This is a genomic window from Achromobacter sp. Root565 (genome assembly GCF_001427425.1).
GTDB lineage: Bacteria > Pseudomonadota > Gammaproteobacteria > Burkholderiales > Burkholderiaceae_B > Achromobacter > Achromobacter spanius_D.
Window position 1 is genome coordinate 929838 of sequence record NZ_LMGO01000001.1, and the last position, 15521, is coordinate 945358.

At 60.5% G+C, this 15521-nt stretch carries 20 protein-coding genes; 7 read left to right on the plus strand and 13 right to left on the minus strand.

Annotated features, from left to right (window positions below; genetic code table 11):
* Positions 1 to 13: 13 nt before the first annotated feature.
* From ASD71_RS28165 to ASD71_RS04160, 8 genes are all read right to left on the minus strand, one after another.
* Positions 14 to 163, minus strand: coding sequence for a hypothetical protein (locus tag ASD71_RS28165; RefSeq protein WP_172802421.1), 150 nt, complete (start codon positions 161 to 163; stop codon positions 14 to 16).
* 69 nt (positions 164 to 232) lie between these two features.
* Complete coding sequence (locus ASD71_RS04125; RefSeq protein ID WP_056560127.1) at positions 233 to 682, minus strand: hypothetical protein; 450 nt, start codon at positions 680 to 682, stop codon at positions 233 to 235.
* A gap of 41 nt (positions 683 to 723) precedes the next feature.
* Entirely contained in the window at positions 724 to 1149 is a 426-nt protein-coding gene (locus ASD71_RS04130) for a hypothetical protein (protein WP_156395073.1), read from the minus strand.
* 528 nt (positions 1150 to 1677) lie between these two features.
* Positions 1678 to 2055: a ClpX C4-type zinc finger protein gene (locus tag ASD71_RS28590; protein WP_082578786.1), complete on the minus strand. Its 378-nt coding sequence runs from the start codon at positions 2053 to 2055 to the stop codon at positions 1678 to 1680.
* Between the two features lie 350 nt (positions 2056 to 2405).
* Positions 2406 to 2600, minus strand: a complete 195-nt coding sequence (locus tag ASD71_RS04145) for a hypothetical protein (protein ID WP_056560134.1) — start codon at positions 2598 to 2600, stop codon at positions 2406 to 2408.
* Between the two features lie 4 nt (positions 2601 to 2604).
* The gene (locus tag ASD71_RS04150; protein ID WP_056560136.1) at positions 2605 to 2859 is read right to left on the minus strand and encodes a hypothetical protein; all 255 of its coding nucleotides are present in this window, start codon (positions 2857 to 2859) and stop codon (positions 2605 to 2607) included.
* Positions 2856 to 3503, minus strand: coding sequence for a DNA methyltransferase (locus tag ASD71_RS04155; RefSeq protein WP_056560138.1), 648 nt, complete (start codon positions 3501 to 3503; stop codon positions 2856 to 2858). The genes ASD71_RS04150 and ASD71_RS04155 overlap by 4 nt, the downstream gene beginning before the upstream one ends.
* A gap of 300 nt (positions 3504 to 3803) precedes the next feature.
* Entirely contained in the window at positions 3804 to 4703 is a 900-nt protein-coding gene (locus ASD71_RS04160) for an N-6 DNA methylase (protein WP_056560140.1), read from the minus strand.
* A 264-nt stretch (positions 4704 to 4967) separates the two neighbouring features.
* Here ASD71_RS04160 and ASD71_RS04165 point away from each other — a divergent pair, with 264 nt between their 5' ends.
* Positions 4968 to 5957, plus strand: coding sequence for an IS110 family transposase (locus tag ASD71_RS04165; RefSeq protein WP_056560142.1), 990 nt, complete (start codon positions 4968 to 4970; stop codon positions 5955 to 5957).
* A gap of 838 nt (positions 5958 to 6795) precedes the next feature.
* On the opposite strand, the gene pagP is transcribed toward ASD71_RS04165, so the two are convergent.
* The 3 genes from pagP to ASD71_RS04185 all read right to left on the minus strand — a co-directional run bounded on the left by pagP (position 6796) and on the right by ASD71_RS04185 (position 9919).
* A complete protein-coding gene (gene pagP, locus ASD71_RS04175) occupies positions 6796 to 7350 on the minus strand; it encodes a lipid IV(A) palmitoyltransferase PagP (protein WP_056560144.1) in 555 nt (184 codons plus the stop codon).
* Between the two features lie 105 nt (positions 7351 to 7455).
* Entirely contained in the window at positions 7456 to 8901 is a 1446-nt protein-coding gene (locus ASD71_RS04180; protein WP_056560145.1) for a glycosyltransferase family 39 protein, read from the minus strand.
* A complete protein-coding gene (locus ASD71_RS04185; RefSeq protein WP_082578787.1) occupies positions 8885 to 9919 on the minus strand; it encodes a glycosyltransferase in 1035 nt (344 codons plus the stop codon). The genes ASD71_RS04180 and ASD71_RS04185 overlap by 17 nt, the downstream gene beginning before the upstream one ends.
* Positions 9920 to 10926: 1007 nt before the next feature.
* Here ASD71_RS04185 and ASD71_RS28595 point away from each other — a divergent pair.
* Positions 10927 to 11196, plus strand: coding sequence for a GNAT family N-acetyltransferase (locus tag ASD71_RS28595; RefSeq protein ID WP_369818920.1), 270 nt, complete (start codon positions 10927 to 10929; stop codon positions 11194 to 11196).
* 452 nt (positions 11197 to 11648) lie between these two features.
* On the opposite strand, the gene ASD71_RS04190 is transcribed toward ASD71_RS28595, so the two are convergent.
* Positions 11649 to 12059 (minus strand): antirestriction protein, encoded by a 411-nt coding sequence (locus tag ASD71_RS04190; RefSeq protein ID WP_056560146.1) that lies wholly within the window; start codon positions 12057 to 12059, stop codon positions 11649 to 11651.
* Between the two features lie 205 nt (positions 12060 to 12264).
* The gene (locus tag ASD71_RS04195) at positions 12265 to 12792 is read right to left on the minus strand and encodes a JAB domain-containing protein (protein ID WP_056560148.1); all 528 of its coding nucleotides are present in this window, start codon (positions 12790 to 12792) and stop codon (positions 12265 to 12267) included.
* A 254-nt stretch (positions 12793 to 13046) separates the two neighbouring features.
* On the opposite strand from ASD71_RS04195, the gene ASD71_RS04200 reads away from it, so the two are divergent.
* The 5 genes from ASD71_RS04200 (at position 13047) to ASD71_RS28600 (ending at position 15520) form a co-directional block, all read left to right on the plus strand.
* Positions 13047 to 13709, plus strand: a complete 663-nt coding sequence (locus ASD71_RS04200) for an SOS response-associated peptidase (RefSeq protein WP_056560150.1) — start codon at positions 13047 to 13049, stop codon at positions 13707 to 13709.
* Between the two features lie 297 nt (positions 13710 to 14006).
* Complete coding sequence (locus tag ASD71_RS04205) at positions 14007 to 14318, plus strand: hypothetical protein (RefSeq protein ID WP_056560152.1); 312 nt, start codon at positions 14007 to 14009, stop codon at positions 14316 to 14318.
* Between the two features lie 88 nt (positions 14319 to 14406).
* On the plus strand, positions 14407 to 14661 hold the full coding sequence (locus tag ASD71_RS28525; protein WP_056560153.1) for a CrpP-related protein: 255 nt from the start codon (positions 14407 to 14409) through the stop codon (positions 14659 to 14661).
* 220 nt (positions 14662 to 14881) lie between these two features.
* A complete protein-coding gene (locus ASD71_RS27445) occupies positions 14882 to 15058 on the plus strand; it encodes a DUF3606 domain-containing protein (RefSeq protein ID WP_082578790.1) in 177 nt (58 codons plus the stop codon).
* Positions 15059 to 15100: 42 nt separating this feature from the next.
* The gene (locus ASD71_RS28600; protein WP_369818922.1) at positions 15101 to 15520 is read left to right on the plus strand and encodes a DNA polymerase ligase N-terminal domain-containing protein; all 420 of its coding nucleotides are present in this window, start codon (positions 15101 to 15103) and stop codon (positions 15518 to 15520) included.
* The last annotated feature ends 1 nt before the right edge of the window (position 15521 follow it).

Genomic DNA, 15521 nt, shown 5'->3' on the forward strand with positions numbered 1-15521 from the left:
GGCGATATCGAGATCAGTGCAGTTGCGTGGGGACTTCGGGCGCATCGAGCGCGGCGATGAGGGCGGTAAGCTGGCGCATCGTCATCGCGGGGATGCGAAAGCCGAGGCCCAGCAAGTGGGCGCGGCGCATGTCGTTCGCCAATCTGATAAAGTCGTGGTTCATCACGATTCTCCTAGTCCGAGGGTTGCGGGTGATGGCCCTTGTCGGTTGCCGCCGACAGGGGCCTTTTACTTAGTAGCCAAGCCAGTTCAGCAGGTCGCGCCCGCGATACAGCGGCTGATCGCCATGTTCGGCAAAGAATTCTTGGGCGTTCGCTTGGTGGTCGCGCAGTTGCAGCACCACCTGAAACCGGGTCAACACGGCTTCCTCTGCCGCGTCTCTTTCGCGCAATCCGTCCGCATCGACCAAGCCGGTATCCAGCAGGTCGGCCAACAGTTCGATGAGGTCGGGGCGATGACCTGTCCAGGCGATCAACTCGTTTTCGACGGCGACGGTGACGACGGGTGCGAAGTCATAGCCTTTACGAGCCAGCGCGGGCGCGTAATCCATCGCGCTGCGCTCGGCGTATTGAAGGCCGCGCTGCGCCAGGGCGGCTTTAGTCAAGGCGCATTCAGCGCCACCCAGGACGGTGTAAAGGACGATAGCCATATCGGTCGTGTCCTGTTCTTGGGATGCGTTCATGAAGCGTCTCCTTTCGTTGCTCGGTTGGTTTATCGCGGTGGTTACATCGCAATGGGGGCCAGGGAGCGCCCGCCGCTCAACTCTTTGGCGAAGTTCCAGCCGCTTGTCCAAGCGCCGACCAGAACGGGCACGTCTGCCAACAGCGCGGGTATATCGGCCTGTTCGTGGCCTGCCTCGCACTCTTCTTCACCCAGGTTGAAAGCCATGTCCATTGCCCGCGTCCACAGCAGCTTGCGGTGCTCTATGCGTTGCCGCTCTTGCGACAGAATCCACGTATCGAGCACGTCCACGCCGCGCCGGTCTTGACGCGCCTGCGCACCGCGCAATGTCTCTTTAGCTGCGGCCAGAAGGTTGGCATTGAGCGCCGCGTGGTCAGTCATGTTTGTTTGCCCCAAAGAAAGAGGTAGTGCGTCAGCCGATCCTGAAGAAGTCGTCCGAGCGTAGGTTTGTTGGATTTGGTTGTTCATGGTGTTTCCCTCCGCGTTATTCGCATCCGTTCCCGTGAGGCCTGTCCGTGCCGTCCGTGGCCACGTAGTGACGACTGGAAAGGGCCGGAGCAGAGGCCGCACGCGGAGCGCAGCCGAAGGCGAGCACCGAACGGGTGAGCACCGGACCCTTGGAGGGAGGAGCGCAGTGGTACGGTCGGCGTTTTAGGACGGGGCTCGCGGGAATGGATGCATTGCGAGAGACAGGGCGGCGACACCAAAGCCAGGCGCGCGCCGAGCGCCCCTACCCGCGCGGAGCGCGGGTCAAGCTGGCCGCAGGGCGGCCCGCAAGCGGTAGCGCGCAGCGCCGGCAGGCGCGAAGGCGTGAGCCGACCGCAGGGAGGGACGGCTGGAAGCCCCACCGGGGGTGAGACTGGCGGGGTTGGCCAGGCTCAACGCGAAGCGCGAGAGCCCGACCCGCAGCCGCAGGCGTAGGGGCACGCCCAGGGGTGAACACGCTGTGCGAAAACGGCCCGCGCCGGCGTCCTGACCCGGCTGGCCTTGCGCGATTCAGTGCTGAGAATCCGTCGAAGGCGGCATTGAAATGTTCAGCAGACCCATGGCCTTATTTGCCCTATCCGTCGCTTGGCCGATGATTTCATGCTGTCGAACGATGTAGTCGAACAGCGCTTTCGGACGATGTTCGGTCTCTACCAACGACTGATCGTTGATGATCTGGTTGCACATTTCCATGCACTCATCGCAGATCGTGATCCGGTTATCGCCATCTCGGGCAACCAGCTTTCGCACCTCGTACTGGGACTTATCGCAGAACGAGCAATGCAACTCTGGCGCCTGCTTTTTGGTACGGCGTCTCTTTTTCGGCTCATCCATCTCGGAACGGTACGTGGGTCGGGAAGGCCGGCAATCTAACACGAGCTGCGACACGGCGGATGCGTGTTTTTCCTAGTAGCGCAGCACTACTGGAGTGGCATTCTTAACTCGTGAATAAAGCCTCGAAGTCTATGTGGCAAGGAGGGACAATGGATGGCACCATGGTCGTAAATGGGGTCAGGGCTGCGTACACGATGACGCGTACGGATGACGGCGCCGGGATTGTGGCCAGCATCCGGTACGGACAGCAGGGATCGTGGGAACGTGTAGGCCCGCCCGGCACTTTTTTTACCACCGCGCTTGAAGCGCGCGCGGCGATTCGTAGCCAGATCGAAGCCCATAGGACGCGCGTGCTCGGAATAGTGTGAAGTGCAGCGCCGGCCGGCAGGCCGGCGCCGCTTTTCTCATTTCCGGCGATAGTGGTTAACCATGCCGGCCAGGTACGCGGCCTCCAAAGCCGCGCGCAACTCTGAAACGGACAGCCTGTAAAAGTTCAAATGTTCGCTGCCGCGACATTGCAAGGGCTCCAGTTTCAGAACGCGGCTGGCGATGTCCGCAATGGCGGCGCGAGCCGCCATGGAAAGTTCTACCATGGCCATGGGCTCACTCCGGGTCCAGCTCGGCCAGCACTCGGCGGGCCAATTCATTGGGGTCGATTTCCGACCGGGCAATCGCTTGCACTTCATCCAGCGGCAGTGATTCGATAATTCGCGCCATGCGCCGCTCGTTCTCGCGGGCGGCCAGCGCCGGCCAGGCGCTGTATCTGGCGATCGCCGCCAGGCCGTCCAAGTCGTGTTTTCCGTAGCCCTGCAAGAATGCGACCAGGCCACCCGTCATTGCATTTTCGTCCCGGCTCATGCTGCGATCCTCTCTTGGCGGGCGAGCTGCAAGCGCTGCGTTGCGGCTGCGTGATACTTCGGGTCCATTTCGATGCCGTAGAAGCGCCGGCCGACCTGGCGGGCGGCCACGCACGTCGAACCCGAGCCGGCGAACGGATCCAGCACAATGTCTCGCGGGCGGCTGAACGATTCGATCAGCGGCGCCAGGCATTCAACGGGCTTTTGCGTCGGATGGTGGCGGTTGCCGCTGTACTTCCATGGCATGACGTCCGGCAAGGGCTCGGCCGGCAACGCCGGCTGGCCCTTGGCCAGCAAGTAGGCCGACTCGTGCTGATACGCCAGAAATCGCGCTTTGGATTGGTATTGCTTCGCAAACACGAGGTGGCCGACGACGCGAAAACCGGCCGCGCGCCACGCGGCAAAGAATCGGTCTACGCGGTTCCAGCCGTAGAACGAGATGCAAAAGGCGTCATCGCGAAGGACGCGGAACATCTGTGCGAACGCCGGCGCCAGCCATTCGTCGGTACGATCGTTGGCGATGCTCCGGCCGGAGCGGTCCACGTAGTTGACGAGGTATGGCGGATCGGTCAGGACCAGATCGACGCAGTGATCGGGCAAGGTGGGGAGAACGGACAGGCAATCGCCCAGGACAACACGACTCATGGTTGGCTCCTTGCGTGCAGCAATGTCAGCCGATCTGCATTGCACTGCACGGGGCAGGCGGGCGCAGCCCACGAAAGCGCGGTCAAGGGACGTGGAATAAATAGCGAACGCAGTGAGCGGTTTATGCCGCGAAAGCCCTTGAAGATGGGGCCGCGGCTACAAAGCCGCGCGCAGCGGCCCTAGCGTCCGTGCGGGAGTGGGATGCGACTGTATGCTCCGTGCAGTGTTTGCGGTTCTCCATGAGCCGAAGATGGCGCGTCGCCGGCGCGCCCGGCCCCGAGAGGGGCCATAGCAACCTCGCTAGAAGAGCGACATCTGGCCAGCGGCAGCAGCTTGGCGGATGGCCTTAGGAATCGCCTGCATGGGCGCATCCATCTCGGCCGATCGACTGTCGGCCGCCACGTGGTCGACGTGGTTCTCGTCCATGGCCACCGGCGCCTGCAGGAGCGCTTGAGCGCCCTCCTCCGCTTCGCGACGGCGAAGCCGCGCGCCCCAGCCGCCCAGGATGTGTGCGGGCGTGAACCACTGCTCCCGGCACTCGCCCGTGAGGCCGTTGCCATGAATCACCACGGCCGGCACGTGCAAGAGCGCCAGCTGGATGAACGTCATATGCACGCAGCGCTGATCGATGTCGATTGCAGTGGCGTGCATGCACTGCTGATAGTTCAGCTGCGCATCGTGCATCGCGTGCGCCGCCGCGATCAACATGCCGCCAGCGCCGCAGGCCGGTTCCAGAACGCGCACGAACCCCTGCGCGCCCGTCTTGTCGACCAGGTCCTGGCCGTTGCCCATCATCATGTTGCCCATGAGGCGCGACACCTCGTACGGCGTGAAAAACTGGCCGGCGCCGGCGTTGCCCATGTCCAGCATCATGAACGTGCTGCCCAGCACGTCGCCAAAGTCTGCTGCCTGAACCCGGACCTCGTAGGCCATGACCAGGTGCGAGAACGCTTGCACCAGCAGGTCCAGCTCGGCCCGCTCGTACTGAGCGATTACCTGCAGGTAGCGCTGCTCGCGCGCCTCGCGCTGCGCGAGATCGGCACGGGCCAATGCGATCGCGCAGATCTCCACCCAATCGCTCCACACGCGGTCGATCCCCCGCGTGTGCGCGACCTGCCGTATGAGGCTGACGATTTCCTTCTGATGGGCGTCGGCGCCGTTCAGGAAACGGCGTTGTTGTGCATTTGAGGTTTTGGCCATGTGGTCTCTCCGGTTGCCAGGGCGGGAATGCCCGGAACTTGAGAGGCACGGCGCAGCGCAGCGCTTGTATGTTGATGCCAGGCCAGCATGGTAGATTTTTTACACCGTGGAAGCGGTTAGACCGGTCCGTGCAGTTAGCCTAGCGCTGGGGCGTCATAGCCCGTACTTGAGTAAAAAACGCACGAGCGCCGTGCTGGTCTTCCTGAAGCCCGAACGGTTACGCGCGCCATTCTGAGCGCGCATGCACAAGCAAGGGAGCTGAAGATCATGTCTATCTCGTCCGTAACGGTGGGAATTGACGTCGCAAAAGCGCACTTAGACATTTGTGTACTGGGGGCCGAGTTCACCGCACTCAGAGTCACTAATGACGTAGGAGGATTTGCGGAAATCACAACTTTTCTACGACCGCATGCGGTTGGCTTGGTGGTAATGGAGGCAACAGGGGGTTATGAGGCAACACTCGCGCGTGCGCTTCAAACCGCAGGTCTGCCCGTAGCGGTGATTAATCCAAGGCAGGCACGCGACTTCGCGAAATCCATGGGTCGCTTTGCGAAAACCGACACTGTGGATGCTCGAATGCTGGCGGAACTGGCCGCCGTATTGGTACGTCGAGATGATGCGGCTCGCTTTGCCCTTCCCCCTTTTGATGACCACCGCGCCTGGCTGGCCGCCCTGGTGACGCGCAGGCGTCAGTTACTGAGCCTTCTCAACTCCGAGCGCCAGCGTCTGCACACCACGCCCGTCCGATTGCATTCGAGTATCAAGGCTGTAGTGGAGGCGATAGAAACCCAGCTTGCTGAACTCGAATCCGAGATGGTCGCTCATGTAAGGCAGCAGTTCTCCCAATTGAGCCGCCTTCTTCAGACAGTCAGTGGGATCGGGCCCGTGGCTAGTGCCACGTTCATTGCCGAGCTTCCGGAACTCGGGCGATTGAACAGGCGCGCGGTAGCAGCATTGGTCGGAGTTGCTCCTATGGCTAATGACTCGGGAGGAACCAAAGGCAGGCGAAGAGTTCAAGGCGGGAGATTTGAGATACGGCGGGTGCTCTACATGGCTGCGCTAACTGCCGCACGTCACAACTCGGTCATCAGGGACTTCTACAAAAGATTGAAGGCAGCTGGAAAACTTCCCAAGGTGGCGCTGGTCGCTTGCATGCGCAAGCTATTGACCCTCATTAACGCGATGGTTCGAGATAGCAGGGAGTGGGATAGCTCACTTCACGACGCTTCGTCTTGCGTTCGTTTGAAGCCATAGCTTCGCAGCGAGGGCTCGCGCGGTGGGACAAGTGCGATCTGGGGCGCTTCAATCGCCTCCCCGGCAGCACTGCTGCGACCTGCGCCAGCTGCGCGGAGCTAGGCTGAAATTAACTCCCCCATTTAACGACTGTTACAGCCCTTGCCGGTTGACTCTCCCAGATCTTTCGCTTCATTGAGGCACTCATCGGCGCCTTCGACTTCGGCACCAGCATCAATAAGTAGCTGTGGTCGGTCACTAGCCCCAAGGCCACATCCTGCCAGGATGTGACGACGATAGCCCCGACCATCCGAACCGCTGGAAAGCGGGTTGAGGCAGGCTGCGAGCCAGCGTTTGCCGAAGCCAATCAGTGCACAAGCGTCCACTCAAGGAGACCACGGCACAAAGCGCAGATTTCGATGTCTGCCGTCGGCCAGAACCCGTCGTTGCCACCCTGTAAATTTGACTGTTGTGACGGCGTAGCCCTATCCGGCCACGGCGGCGGCTGGCGAATCGGTCATGCAGCGGAAGGGCACACTTCAATTTCGTCTAGAACCCGCTTGAACCGCTTGGGCAGGCTGTCGGAGCGGCACAGCTTCGGCTTGAAGCATTTGCAGCTGTGGTCGCGTGCGCACTGCTGACGGTTCAGATCAGCGCAGCGTGTGCGCGGCAGCGATCAGCATGCTGCCGGCGAAACGCATGCACGATCCAATACGGGAAGGAATTCGTGCGCATTCGCCGTGGCGACCGGTTCTCGGACATTCCCGAGCTGATCGCACTCAGCTCCCCCAGTCGCTCCGGCCGAGGGAGACCAGGCCCCGCAAGCTTCCTCGGCGTTCCGGGGTGCGGGGCCGAGGCCTCAGAAGCGCCAGCGGCCGAATATGAAAAGGACGTTACCCGTGCCGCTTGCACCTGGGATATAGGTGGCATAGAGCATGGCTCCCTTGTAGCTCGCGCTGACCAGTGGCAGGATGCCGGGGAAAGGTACATAACCCATGATGTCCTGGCGCGCGGTCAGAAATACGGTATAGCCCGCGCCCAGTCGGAAGTTCTCGCTGACCTGGCCGATTTTCAGGAAGCCATAGCCCGCCGCGGGTTGGACCTTGCTGTGTGAGTCCAGAAAGGCCATGGCGTACAGGCCCTGCCAATCACCGTCTTCGTCATAGATGCTGCGACCGTATCCGCCGCCCCAGGCTAATTCGTTAAAGCCGTTGATTTGTTCTTTGCTGTACGTGGCGCGGTTGTGCCACGTATATCCGCTGATGTAGAGATCGTTTCCGCCTTCGGTCCAGATCTGGTCAAGCCGGTTGCAGGCGGACCGCGCCCACGAGGGCATGCTGTCGCAAGACTGCGCAGGGGCCGCGAAAACCGAGAGCAGTACAAACAGTATCGCTACCCGCAGTCTTGCGGTCATTGCGGTCATTGCGGCCGTCGAGGAGAAACGACGGGTCCGGTACTGTAATGGGACAGTCCTTAATTTCCCGGTCATATCGACGTTCCCATTACGGCTGAAAAAAGCCTAGCCATTGAGTCTGTAAAGCGTATAGCGCCGACTTTTATACATCTCCACCAATCGGGCTCTAACGCTTACTGCTATTGAAGACTCCTTTTTTTTTGGGATGGCGACGATAGCCGATTCACCCTTCTGCAAGACCAGCTTTTCCAGCTCGCCCAGAGCGATAAGTTGGGCCTTGCCGTCCGAGTAGAAGCGTGCCGAGAAAGGTCGGCTGTCCACAAAATAGAGCTTCTTGCCATCGCTCATTTGAGACCGGGCGACAGCCACCAATTCCTTCTCGGTCATCAGTGTGGTGGGCGCCGTAAGCGAGATCACCCCGAGACTAACTGCCACTATCGGCACCAGTACTGCCGCCCCGATCAAAATCCGACTCAAGGACGGTGCAACGCCTGCGGGAAAAAACGCTTGCGCGTATATCGAAATAAGTAGTGCAAGCGCAGGCAAGCTTGGCAACACATACGTCCAAAGTATGTTTCCCGAGAAGGTGAAGAAGACGGGAGCAGCAATGGCCCACAGTGCCAGGTATCCGACGACAGGTGACTTATGAACCTCAAATGCCTTGGACCTGCGTGATGCGCTGGCACCGATCCAAACAGCTAGCAGGACCCCCATAATTCCCCACGGCAAGGACGCCAGCAGCCACTGCCCCCAGATACTGCCCAAGGGGCTCTTGTGCGCCGTCCCATACAGATCTCCCTGCCAGCCCGCATCCACGAATCGCAGGAAGTGCTCTCCCACTAAAAAATACTGGAGAAATCCGGGGGTCTTTATCTCTGCGCAGAGGTACCAGGGAACCGTCAGCACGAGCATGACCAGCGTACCGGTGAACCACGGAAGAACGGTCAGATGCACCGTGCGCTCGCGGTAGATGGCCAGCCAAGGTATTACGACCAACCCAACGAGGACGAACGTCAGGGGCCCTTTCGACAACAGACCGATCGCCAAGCCTATGAAGAAGCCATAGCGCCAGAACTTGGTAGGCGTCGTTGGCGCAACAATGAACGCCAACATCGAATAGGTGACTCCCAGCGCAAAGAACGGATCCGTCAGTACTGCGCCGGCCGCGACCTGAGGTAGAAGCATGGTGGAGAGAATGAGCGTGGCCCATCGCGCTGTCTCTCGACCGAAAAGGAGGGTGGCCGCGCGGTAAAGCAAGGCTGCCAGCGCGGCCATGGCAAGGAATGACGGCAATCGAACTGCGAACTCCGACTCCCCCAGGATTCGCATCCCCAGGGCTTGACTCCAGAACGACAGCGGCGGCTTGCCCCAGAAGGGCACTCCGGGTTCAAACCAGGGCGTTATCCAATCGCCGGTTTCGACCATAAGACGGGCGATCTCAGCGTATCTCGGCTCTGAGGGATCCATCAGCGGCACTGCCGCCATTGAAAACAGCCGAGCGATGACGATGCCTGCCAGCCCCCAGAAAAACCAGTTAGCCTTCAACTGCATTTTTTTCTCGGAATGGGGCGTAATGCGAGTGGGTCTCAGTGGCGTAATCGAGCACGTCGCGTACGACGAAGACTGGACGCTGTTTGCTTTCCAAATACCCCTTGCCTACGTATTCGCCCAACAGGCCGATAGTCAAAAGCTGAATTCCGCTCAGCAACGTAATCATGGCCATCAGTGACGGATAGCCCGGTACGTCATCACCGAACATCAGGGTTTTGAAGATAATCCAAAACCCAAATGTGGCGCCTGCCAATGCCACAACGGCGCCTATCCCCGTCGCCCATCGCAACGGAGCGGTTGAGAAGGAGGTGATTCCTTCAAGGGCGAGCCCGAACAGGGCGAAGTAGTTCCATTTTGTCTTGCCGGCAGCCCTGGGCGCGCGGTCATAATCGATGACTTTGGTCGGGAATCCAATCCAGGAATACAGACCTCTCATATAGCGGCACCGCTCCGGCATTTGAAGCAGGGCCTCTACCGTTCTGCGACTCATAAGGCGAAAGTCACCGGTGTCGGCGGGTATCCGCGAACGGCTCATACGACTGAGGATTCGGTAGAACGCATACGCAGACAACCGCTTCGCTGCACCTTCCCCCTCGCGCTTGCGTCGTCGCATGGAGACGATGTCGAAGCCGTCGCGCCAAGCCCTTACCATATCTGGAATGAGCTCCGGAGGATCCTGCAGGTCGGCATCCAACATAATCACGGCCTCACCGCGGGCATGCGCCAACCCTGCGCTCATCGCAGCTTCTTTTCCGAAGTTTCTGCTCAGGCGCACGACTCGCACCGTGGGATCCCGTCGAATCAGCGCAGCCACGAGCTCCACGCTGTTGTCCGTGCTTCCATCATCCACGAACACGATTTCGTAGGGTTGGGCCAGCCCTCCAAGAATCCCTTTCAGCTTCGCATAACAGACAGGCAAGACGTCCTGTTCGTTCAAGAACGGGACGACAACCGAGATCTGAATTGTGTTTACCGCTTTCTTGACGGCTTCAGACGGACTTGGTAGCGATGTGATCAAAGTATGACCCCGCTCGATATCGAAGGGCTGCCGACCTACAGAAGTTCACCACCATACTCGTCGAACGTGTGTGCAAGCTCGGAAGCGCTCCTGCCGCAGCATTCCCACGACCGTTGGCGCCTATTCGCTATATATCCGCATTTGATCTCTCGTCTGGAGGATGGCTCGAACGTTAGGCCAAGGGTAAAACCATACGCATAGAAAAATGCGCAATAAATTCCGCTGCGGCTTCGAGTAATAGCGGGAGACCTAGCCCTATGCACAGCCTGAGAATAACGCCTACCAAGACAGTCAGATAGCAGGGAATACCAGCGACCGATGCCTAACCTTTTTAAACATTCCACACAACAAGAAAACCACCAAAAGTAAAGGCTCCTGAAACACCGGCCAGATCAGTTGGCCGCCGACGCGATGCGCGAAGTTGGCACTTGGCTAGGCTCCGTCGCGAGGTGTCCGAATTTTGCTTCCAGGCGCACTCTCGGGCGGATAGATTTGCAAAAATCAACAGGCTCATTCGGCGTTGTCTTCGTCGGTGGGTCGTTCAGTTGACGCCTGCCCTGACAGATGGACCCCTACTACTCTGAGCAACGTTCCGTCTTCAAGTTGGAAGCGGCCATCCCCAAGACGCCAGACCCGCTCCCCGTCGGGCAAGCAATAATGGGAAGAAATGACCTTCCCGGCGGGAGTTGTCGCCCGAAGGCCCCTCTCGATACGATACGAAATGCCGTCGTCGCCCATCGCAATGAATGCCAATAGAGTTTCTGAGTATGCACCCGGCATGCACTCTCCTTCCGATGACACAGATCACAGATCGTTCACGCTAGCAGGGTCCGTGTGAATCCAGCATTTTTCTCGACTTCGCCTTAGGCGTGGGAAGTGGCCATCAAGTCACAAGCAGAAGAGGCGCCTTGTACCGGTGGCGGACCGGCGCGGCGACGCTTATCACTCTACTTACCGGCAGAGGGATGATCCATACGCCAAATTGGGTACGGCGACAGCACAGCAGGATGGATAAGTCTCACGCCTCTGTCTGGCACCACACGCATACAGGTCGCGTACCGATGGCACGTGCCCACTGGGGCAAGGGCTTGGCGACCGACGCGCTCCGGCAGGCCTGCGACTACGCGAAAAGCCATTTGCTTCTAAAAGAGCTGGTCGCTGTCGTTTGGCCTGCTAATTCCAGGTCGCAGCGGCTCCTTGAACGATCGGGATTCAACTTCGAGTGTGAGACACATCACTACGGCCGAGACGTGACGCTATACGTTCGTCCACTTTGAATGCGGGCCGTTATTCGAAGCTACATGGTTGTACTCCTTGTTCATGCCTAGATCTCGAACAGGGTGTGCACGGGATACCTACACTCGCGAAGCAAACCCTTGGCTGATCTTGTTGTTGCCGATGGCGGGCTTTGTCGTCGGTTGGCGCTATCTGCGGATGGGCCGGCCCGTAACAAAGCTCTTTACGCTTGACATCGAACACAGTTACTCAAGTGTCGAAGACGGCCCGCGGCCGCCAGCGGCTCGGGCGTAGCCCGGGGCGCGCCGCACTTGAACGCGAGAACGACGTGGCACACTGACCGGGAAAGCAGACCCGCCACCCCGTATGGCTTTCAACGGTCCAACTTCAAAGCGCAGCCGTTCCCCAGCAGCGCCACTTAGCAGGGGCTGCGCCGCGATGGTCTGCTGGCGCGCAGAAGAAAAAAGGCCCGCCGAAGCGGGCCGTGATGGCGTCAATCGATCGCCGCGAAGATGGCGTTTGCCTCGGCGTGTTCGCCGGCGAAGTCGCGCAGAGCGTGGTACTTCTCGGCCAGGTCGTCGCTACGGTATTGGCTGCACAGTTCGCAGAGGGCGTACAGCGTGGCCACGATGCCGGCGGCGTCAGCCGACATGTCCCGTTCGAAGTAATTCATCGGCCACACGATGCGAAGCTTGTCATAGTCGGCGGGCGCCATGTAGAAGCCGTTGGGGATCTCGTAGTAGTGCCAAAAACCGCCGCTGTATTCCTGCGACAGGCGATCCAGCCAGTTGTAGACGCTGATTTCTCCGCGCAACATCAGGCGACTACCGAACGCCTTGGGAAGAAAGTTCATGCGTTCGCCATCGGGAACCAGGCGTGCGACGGAAAGAGTGGCTTGGGTCATGTCGTGCTCCTCAGAAGTAGGGCCCGGCCGGGTGGCGGGACGGGAGCACTGGCGCCCTGCGGAACAAGCGCCGGGGGCAAGGGGACGTGGAATATAAAGCGAGCGCAGCGAGCGGCTATATGCCGCGAAAGCCCCTTGCGCCTGGTGCGCGCAGGGCAAAGATGCGCCCAAGGCCTGACACCAGCGCCAGGCCCGGCACTGCGGGTCAGGGCATGATGCCTTTCTCCGCGAACGAGACGATCCTGCTGCCGCCCACGATCAGGTGATCGAGTACGGTGGTGCCGACCAGCGCGAGCGCATCTTTGAGCTGACGCGTCATGTTGATGTCGGCCGAGCTCGGCTCGGCATGCGCGCTCGGATGGTTGTGCGCCAGGATCACGCTCGCCGCGTTGTGCGCCAGCGCTGCTTTGACGATTTCGCGCGGATACACAGGCGTAGTGCTCAATGAGCCGCGGAACGGTTCTTCGTATGCGATCAATTCTGCGCGCGGGTTCAGGTACATGATGCCGAACACTTCGTGCTCCAAACTGAGGTTCAGCCGCAGCTGCAGGAACTCGCGCACGAGCTTTGGCGAATCCATGAGCTGGCCCCGCTGGATCTCCTGCAGGACGACCTCACGCGCCGCAGCGAGGATCTCTTTCGGCGCAGCCGGGCGAACCGCGCCAGCGGAATCCTGTACGAGGAGCGCGCCGGCGCCGTGATCGTTGGTGTTGAACGCGATGGAATACTGCATTGCTGGATCTCCAGTGCCGGGCGGGATTGCCCGGCGATCCTGGGATACGCTGCAGCGGAGCGGTCAAGTGGCCCGCCGGCCCCTGGCCGCAAGCGGCGCCGGCACCGCCGGCGTTGCGCAGCACTTGACGGCGAGAACAGCGTGTCACAATCGCCAAAGACGCAAGACTGCCCCTCTCCCCTGGCGTTGACCTCCTGCCGTACACCACGCACGCGCCTATACTGGTCAGACATCTGCATTCACAGGGGTGATTGATGTGCGGTCGAATCGTTCAGAAATCAGGTCCGCTGGACTACGTCGAGCGGATCTTCACCAACCAGAGCCAGATCTTCGCGGACCCGACGGGGCCGCGATTCAACATACCCCCGGGCACGCGCCCGCTCACTTTGCATCGCCTGGCTGAAGGCACCGAGGCGATGGCCAGGCTGCCGTGGGGATACAAGCGTCCCGACTCCAAACACTTCATGAGCAACGCGAAGCTGGAGACCATTCTGAAGAACGGATGGCCCTGGCGCTTTCTCATCGGAGCCGGCCGCATCCTGGTGCCGGCAGACGGCTGGTACGAGTGGCCTGTGCTGGCGGACGGCACGAAGCAGCCGCACTATATCCACGGTGATGAACCGCTCTACTTCGCCGCGCTGACGGCCTGGTCACCTGGCGCGTCGCTCGATGCCGCTCATGGCTTTGCGATCGTGACTAACGACACGAAGGGTGGGATGGTGGACATCCACGCTAGGCGCCCGGTGGCATTGCCGCCCGCGATCGCGCAGCGCTGGGCTGATCCAGCAATCTCGGCTGCCGATGCCCGCGATTTGCTCCACGAAGGCGTACCCGAGGACGCCTTCACCTGGCACCCGGTGCGGCAGGAAGTGGGCAATTCGAAGTATCAGTTGCCGGACGCCGTCGAACCGATCTGACGGTCAAGATCGCGGCTGATGGTCAAACAGGGCGAGCGCGGCTTCAAATGACGCGCGCATGCCGATCAGCCGTGCCGTGTCCCCTCGGCTGTGCCATAGCTCGTGTTGGTAACGACCGTCGACCCAAACGCGGCAAACGGTCCACCCAGGCGGTCCCGCCCAGTAGTAGTCATCCATACGCCGCCAATCTTCGGGATTGATCATGGCCGTGGCCCAGTGTTGCCCCAGGGAAATAGGGGCTTATGGCGCGGATTCTAGGCTTGTTTATACTGTATGTCCATACAGTGGTACAGCATTATGCCGTTCAAGCCTCCGCTTCGCATAGCCCAGCTGCGCGCCATCCAAGACCGCCACCGTGGTCCGGACGGCAAGATCAGCGACGCAGATCTCCTGGCCCTCCTGCAGGAGGTCAAGCGCTACCGCTCGTTCATCTTGCGCACCAAGCAACTGTCCGGTGGATTCAAACGGCCGTCTGGCGTGCTGGGTCCGGTCTACGACGAATGGTTCGAGATACTGTCGACCGAGCCGTGCGTTGCCGAGCAAGAGCAGATGGTCCGCGAACTGCTGGAGGCGCCGGACAAACTCCGCAAGGGAATGGGGCCGCGATAAGACTACCCCGCCCAGTACAGGGGCACCATTGATTCGAACGTCGTTTCATCGGCATACTGGACCCCCGTAACTTTTGGAGGGCGAGGCCATGCTCGACGACATCCAGAAGCTGGGCGCGGAGGCGGCCCGCAGGGGGTTGAGCCTCTTGGATTGCCCTTATCTAAAGGCGGACGCTATGCCAGGTCACACCGGGGAAACTCCCGGCGAGTGGCTCAAGCGCGTAAATGCCTGGGAAGAAGGCTGGAAGAGAGAGTCGGCGCAACGCGGGGCCAAACGATCCACCAGTCCGTTTGCAGTCTCCGTCGCCAAGAGACGACCGGACTTCCGCCTACCGGCCCCTTGACCGGCCCACAAACCAGCGCCCCGAATGGGGCGCTTTCGTTTGCGGGATGTTCGCAGCTCGTTTAGCAGCTAAACACCGGCCACGCGGTCGCGATGATCCTCCCCACATCGACCAGGTCAGGACGCGTCCTTTGTGTTTAGCTGCTAAACCATGCTGACTTGCCGCTCAGTAGGCACGCTAGTTGCTGCGACTATGGGTCCAACACGAGAAGGAGGTATTCATGTCGGACGATCTGAAAAATCGGGGTGCGCAGGACCGGTCGCGTATCAACGTGAACGAGGCCCACGAGCTGCGTTACTGGACCAACGAGTTGGGCGTAAGTGACGAACAGTTGCGCAAGGCTGTGCAGGCCGTGGGCGTCTCAGCAACGGCGGTGCGAGAACATTTGAAGAAGTAGGCCGGCTCCAAGCGCTCTTGACTATCATGGCGGGGCAAGACCGTGGGCAACGTCCGAAAATTTATCGTTTATCGGTCCTTGACTCATCACGAGCGGTTCGAGCTCCAGTTGGAGATGGGCGAAAACATGCGGCGCTGGACGGTAATCAACGGGATCCCGCTTGACGCGCAGGCGAGACGCATCGCGGTGGAGCAGCCGGCAGTTCCCTCGGTCGGACGGAAGCGTAGAGGACGTAATGCGGTATCACCGCTCTCCGGTGAACCGGTATCTGTATGGGACGCCGGAGAGTGGTACTTGGCGGGCGATGCAGGCGGATACGAGGCCGGTCATCTGAGATTCCGCCTACACGGCGCGCTCCTGCAGGGCCGCTGGGCCCTCGTGCGGATGTCTGGCAGCGGAGCCGTGGAACGGCCCCCTTGGCTACTCATCCTCACCTCCGTTCGTGACCGGCAGCGGAACTGAA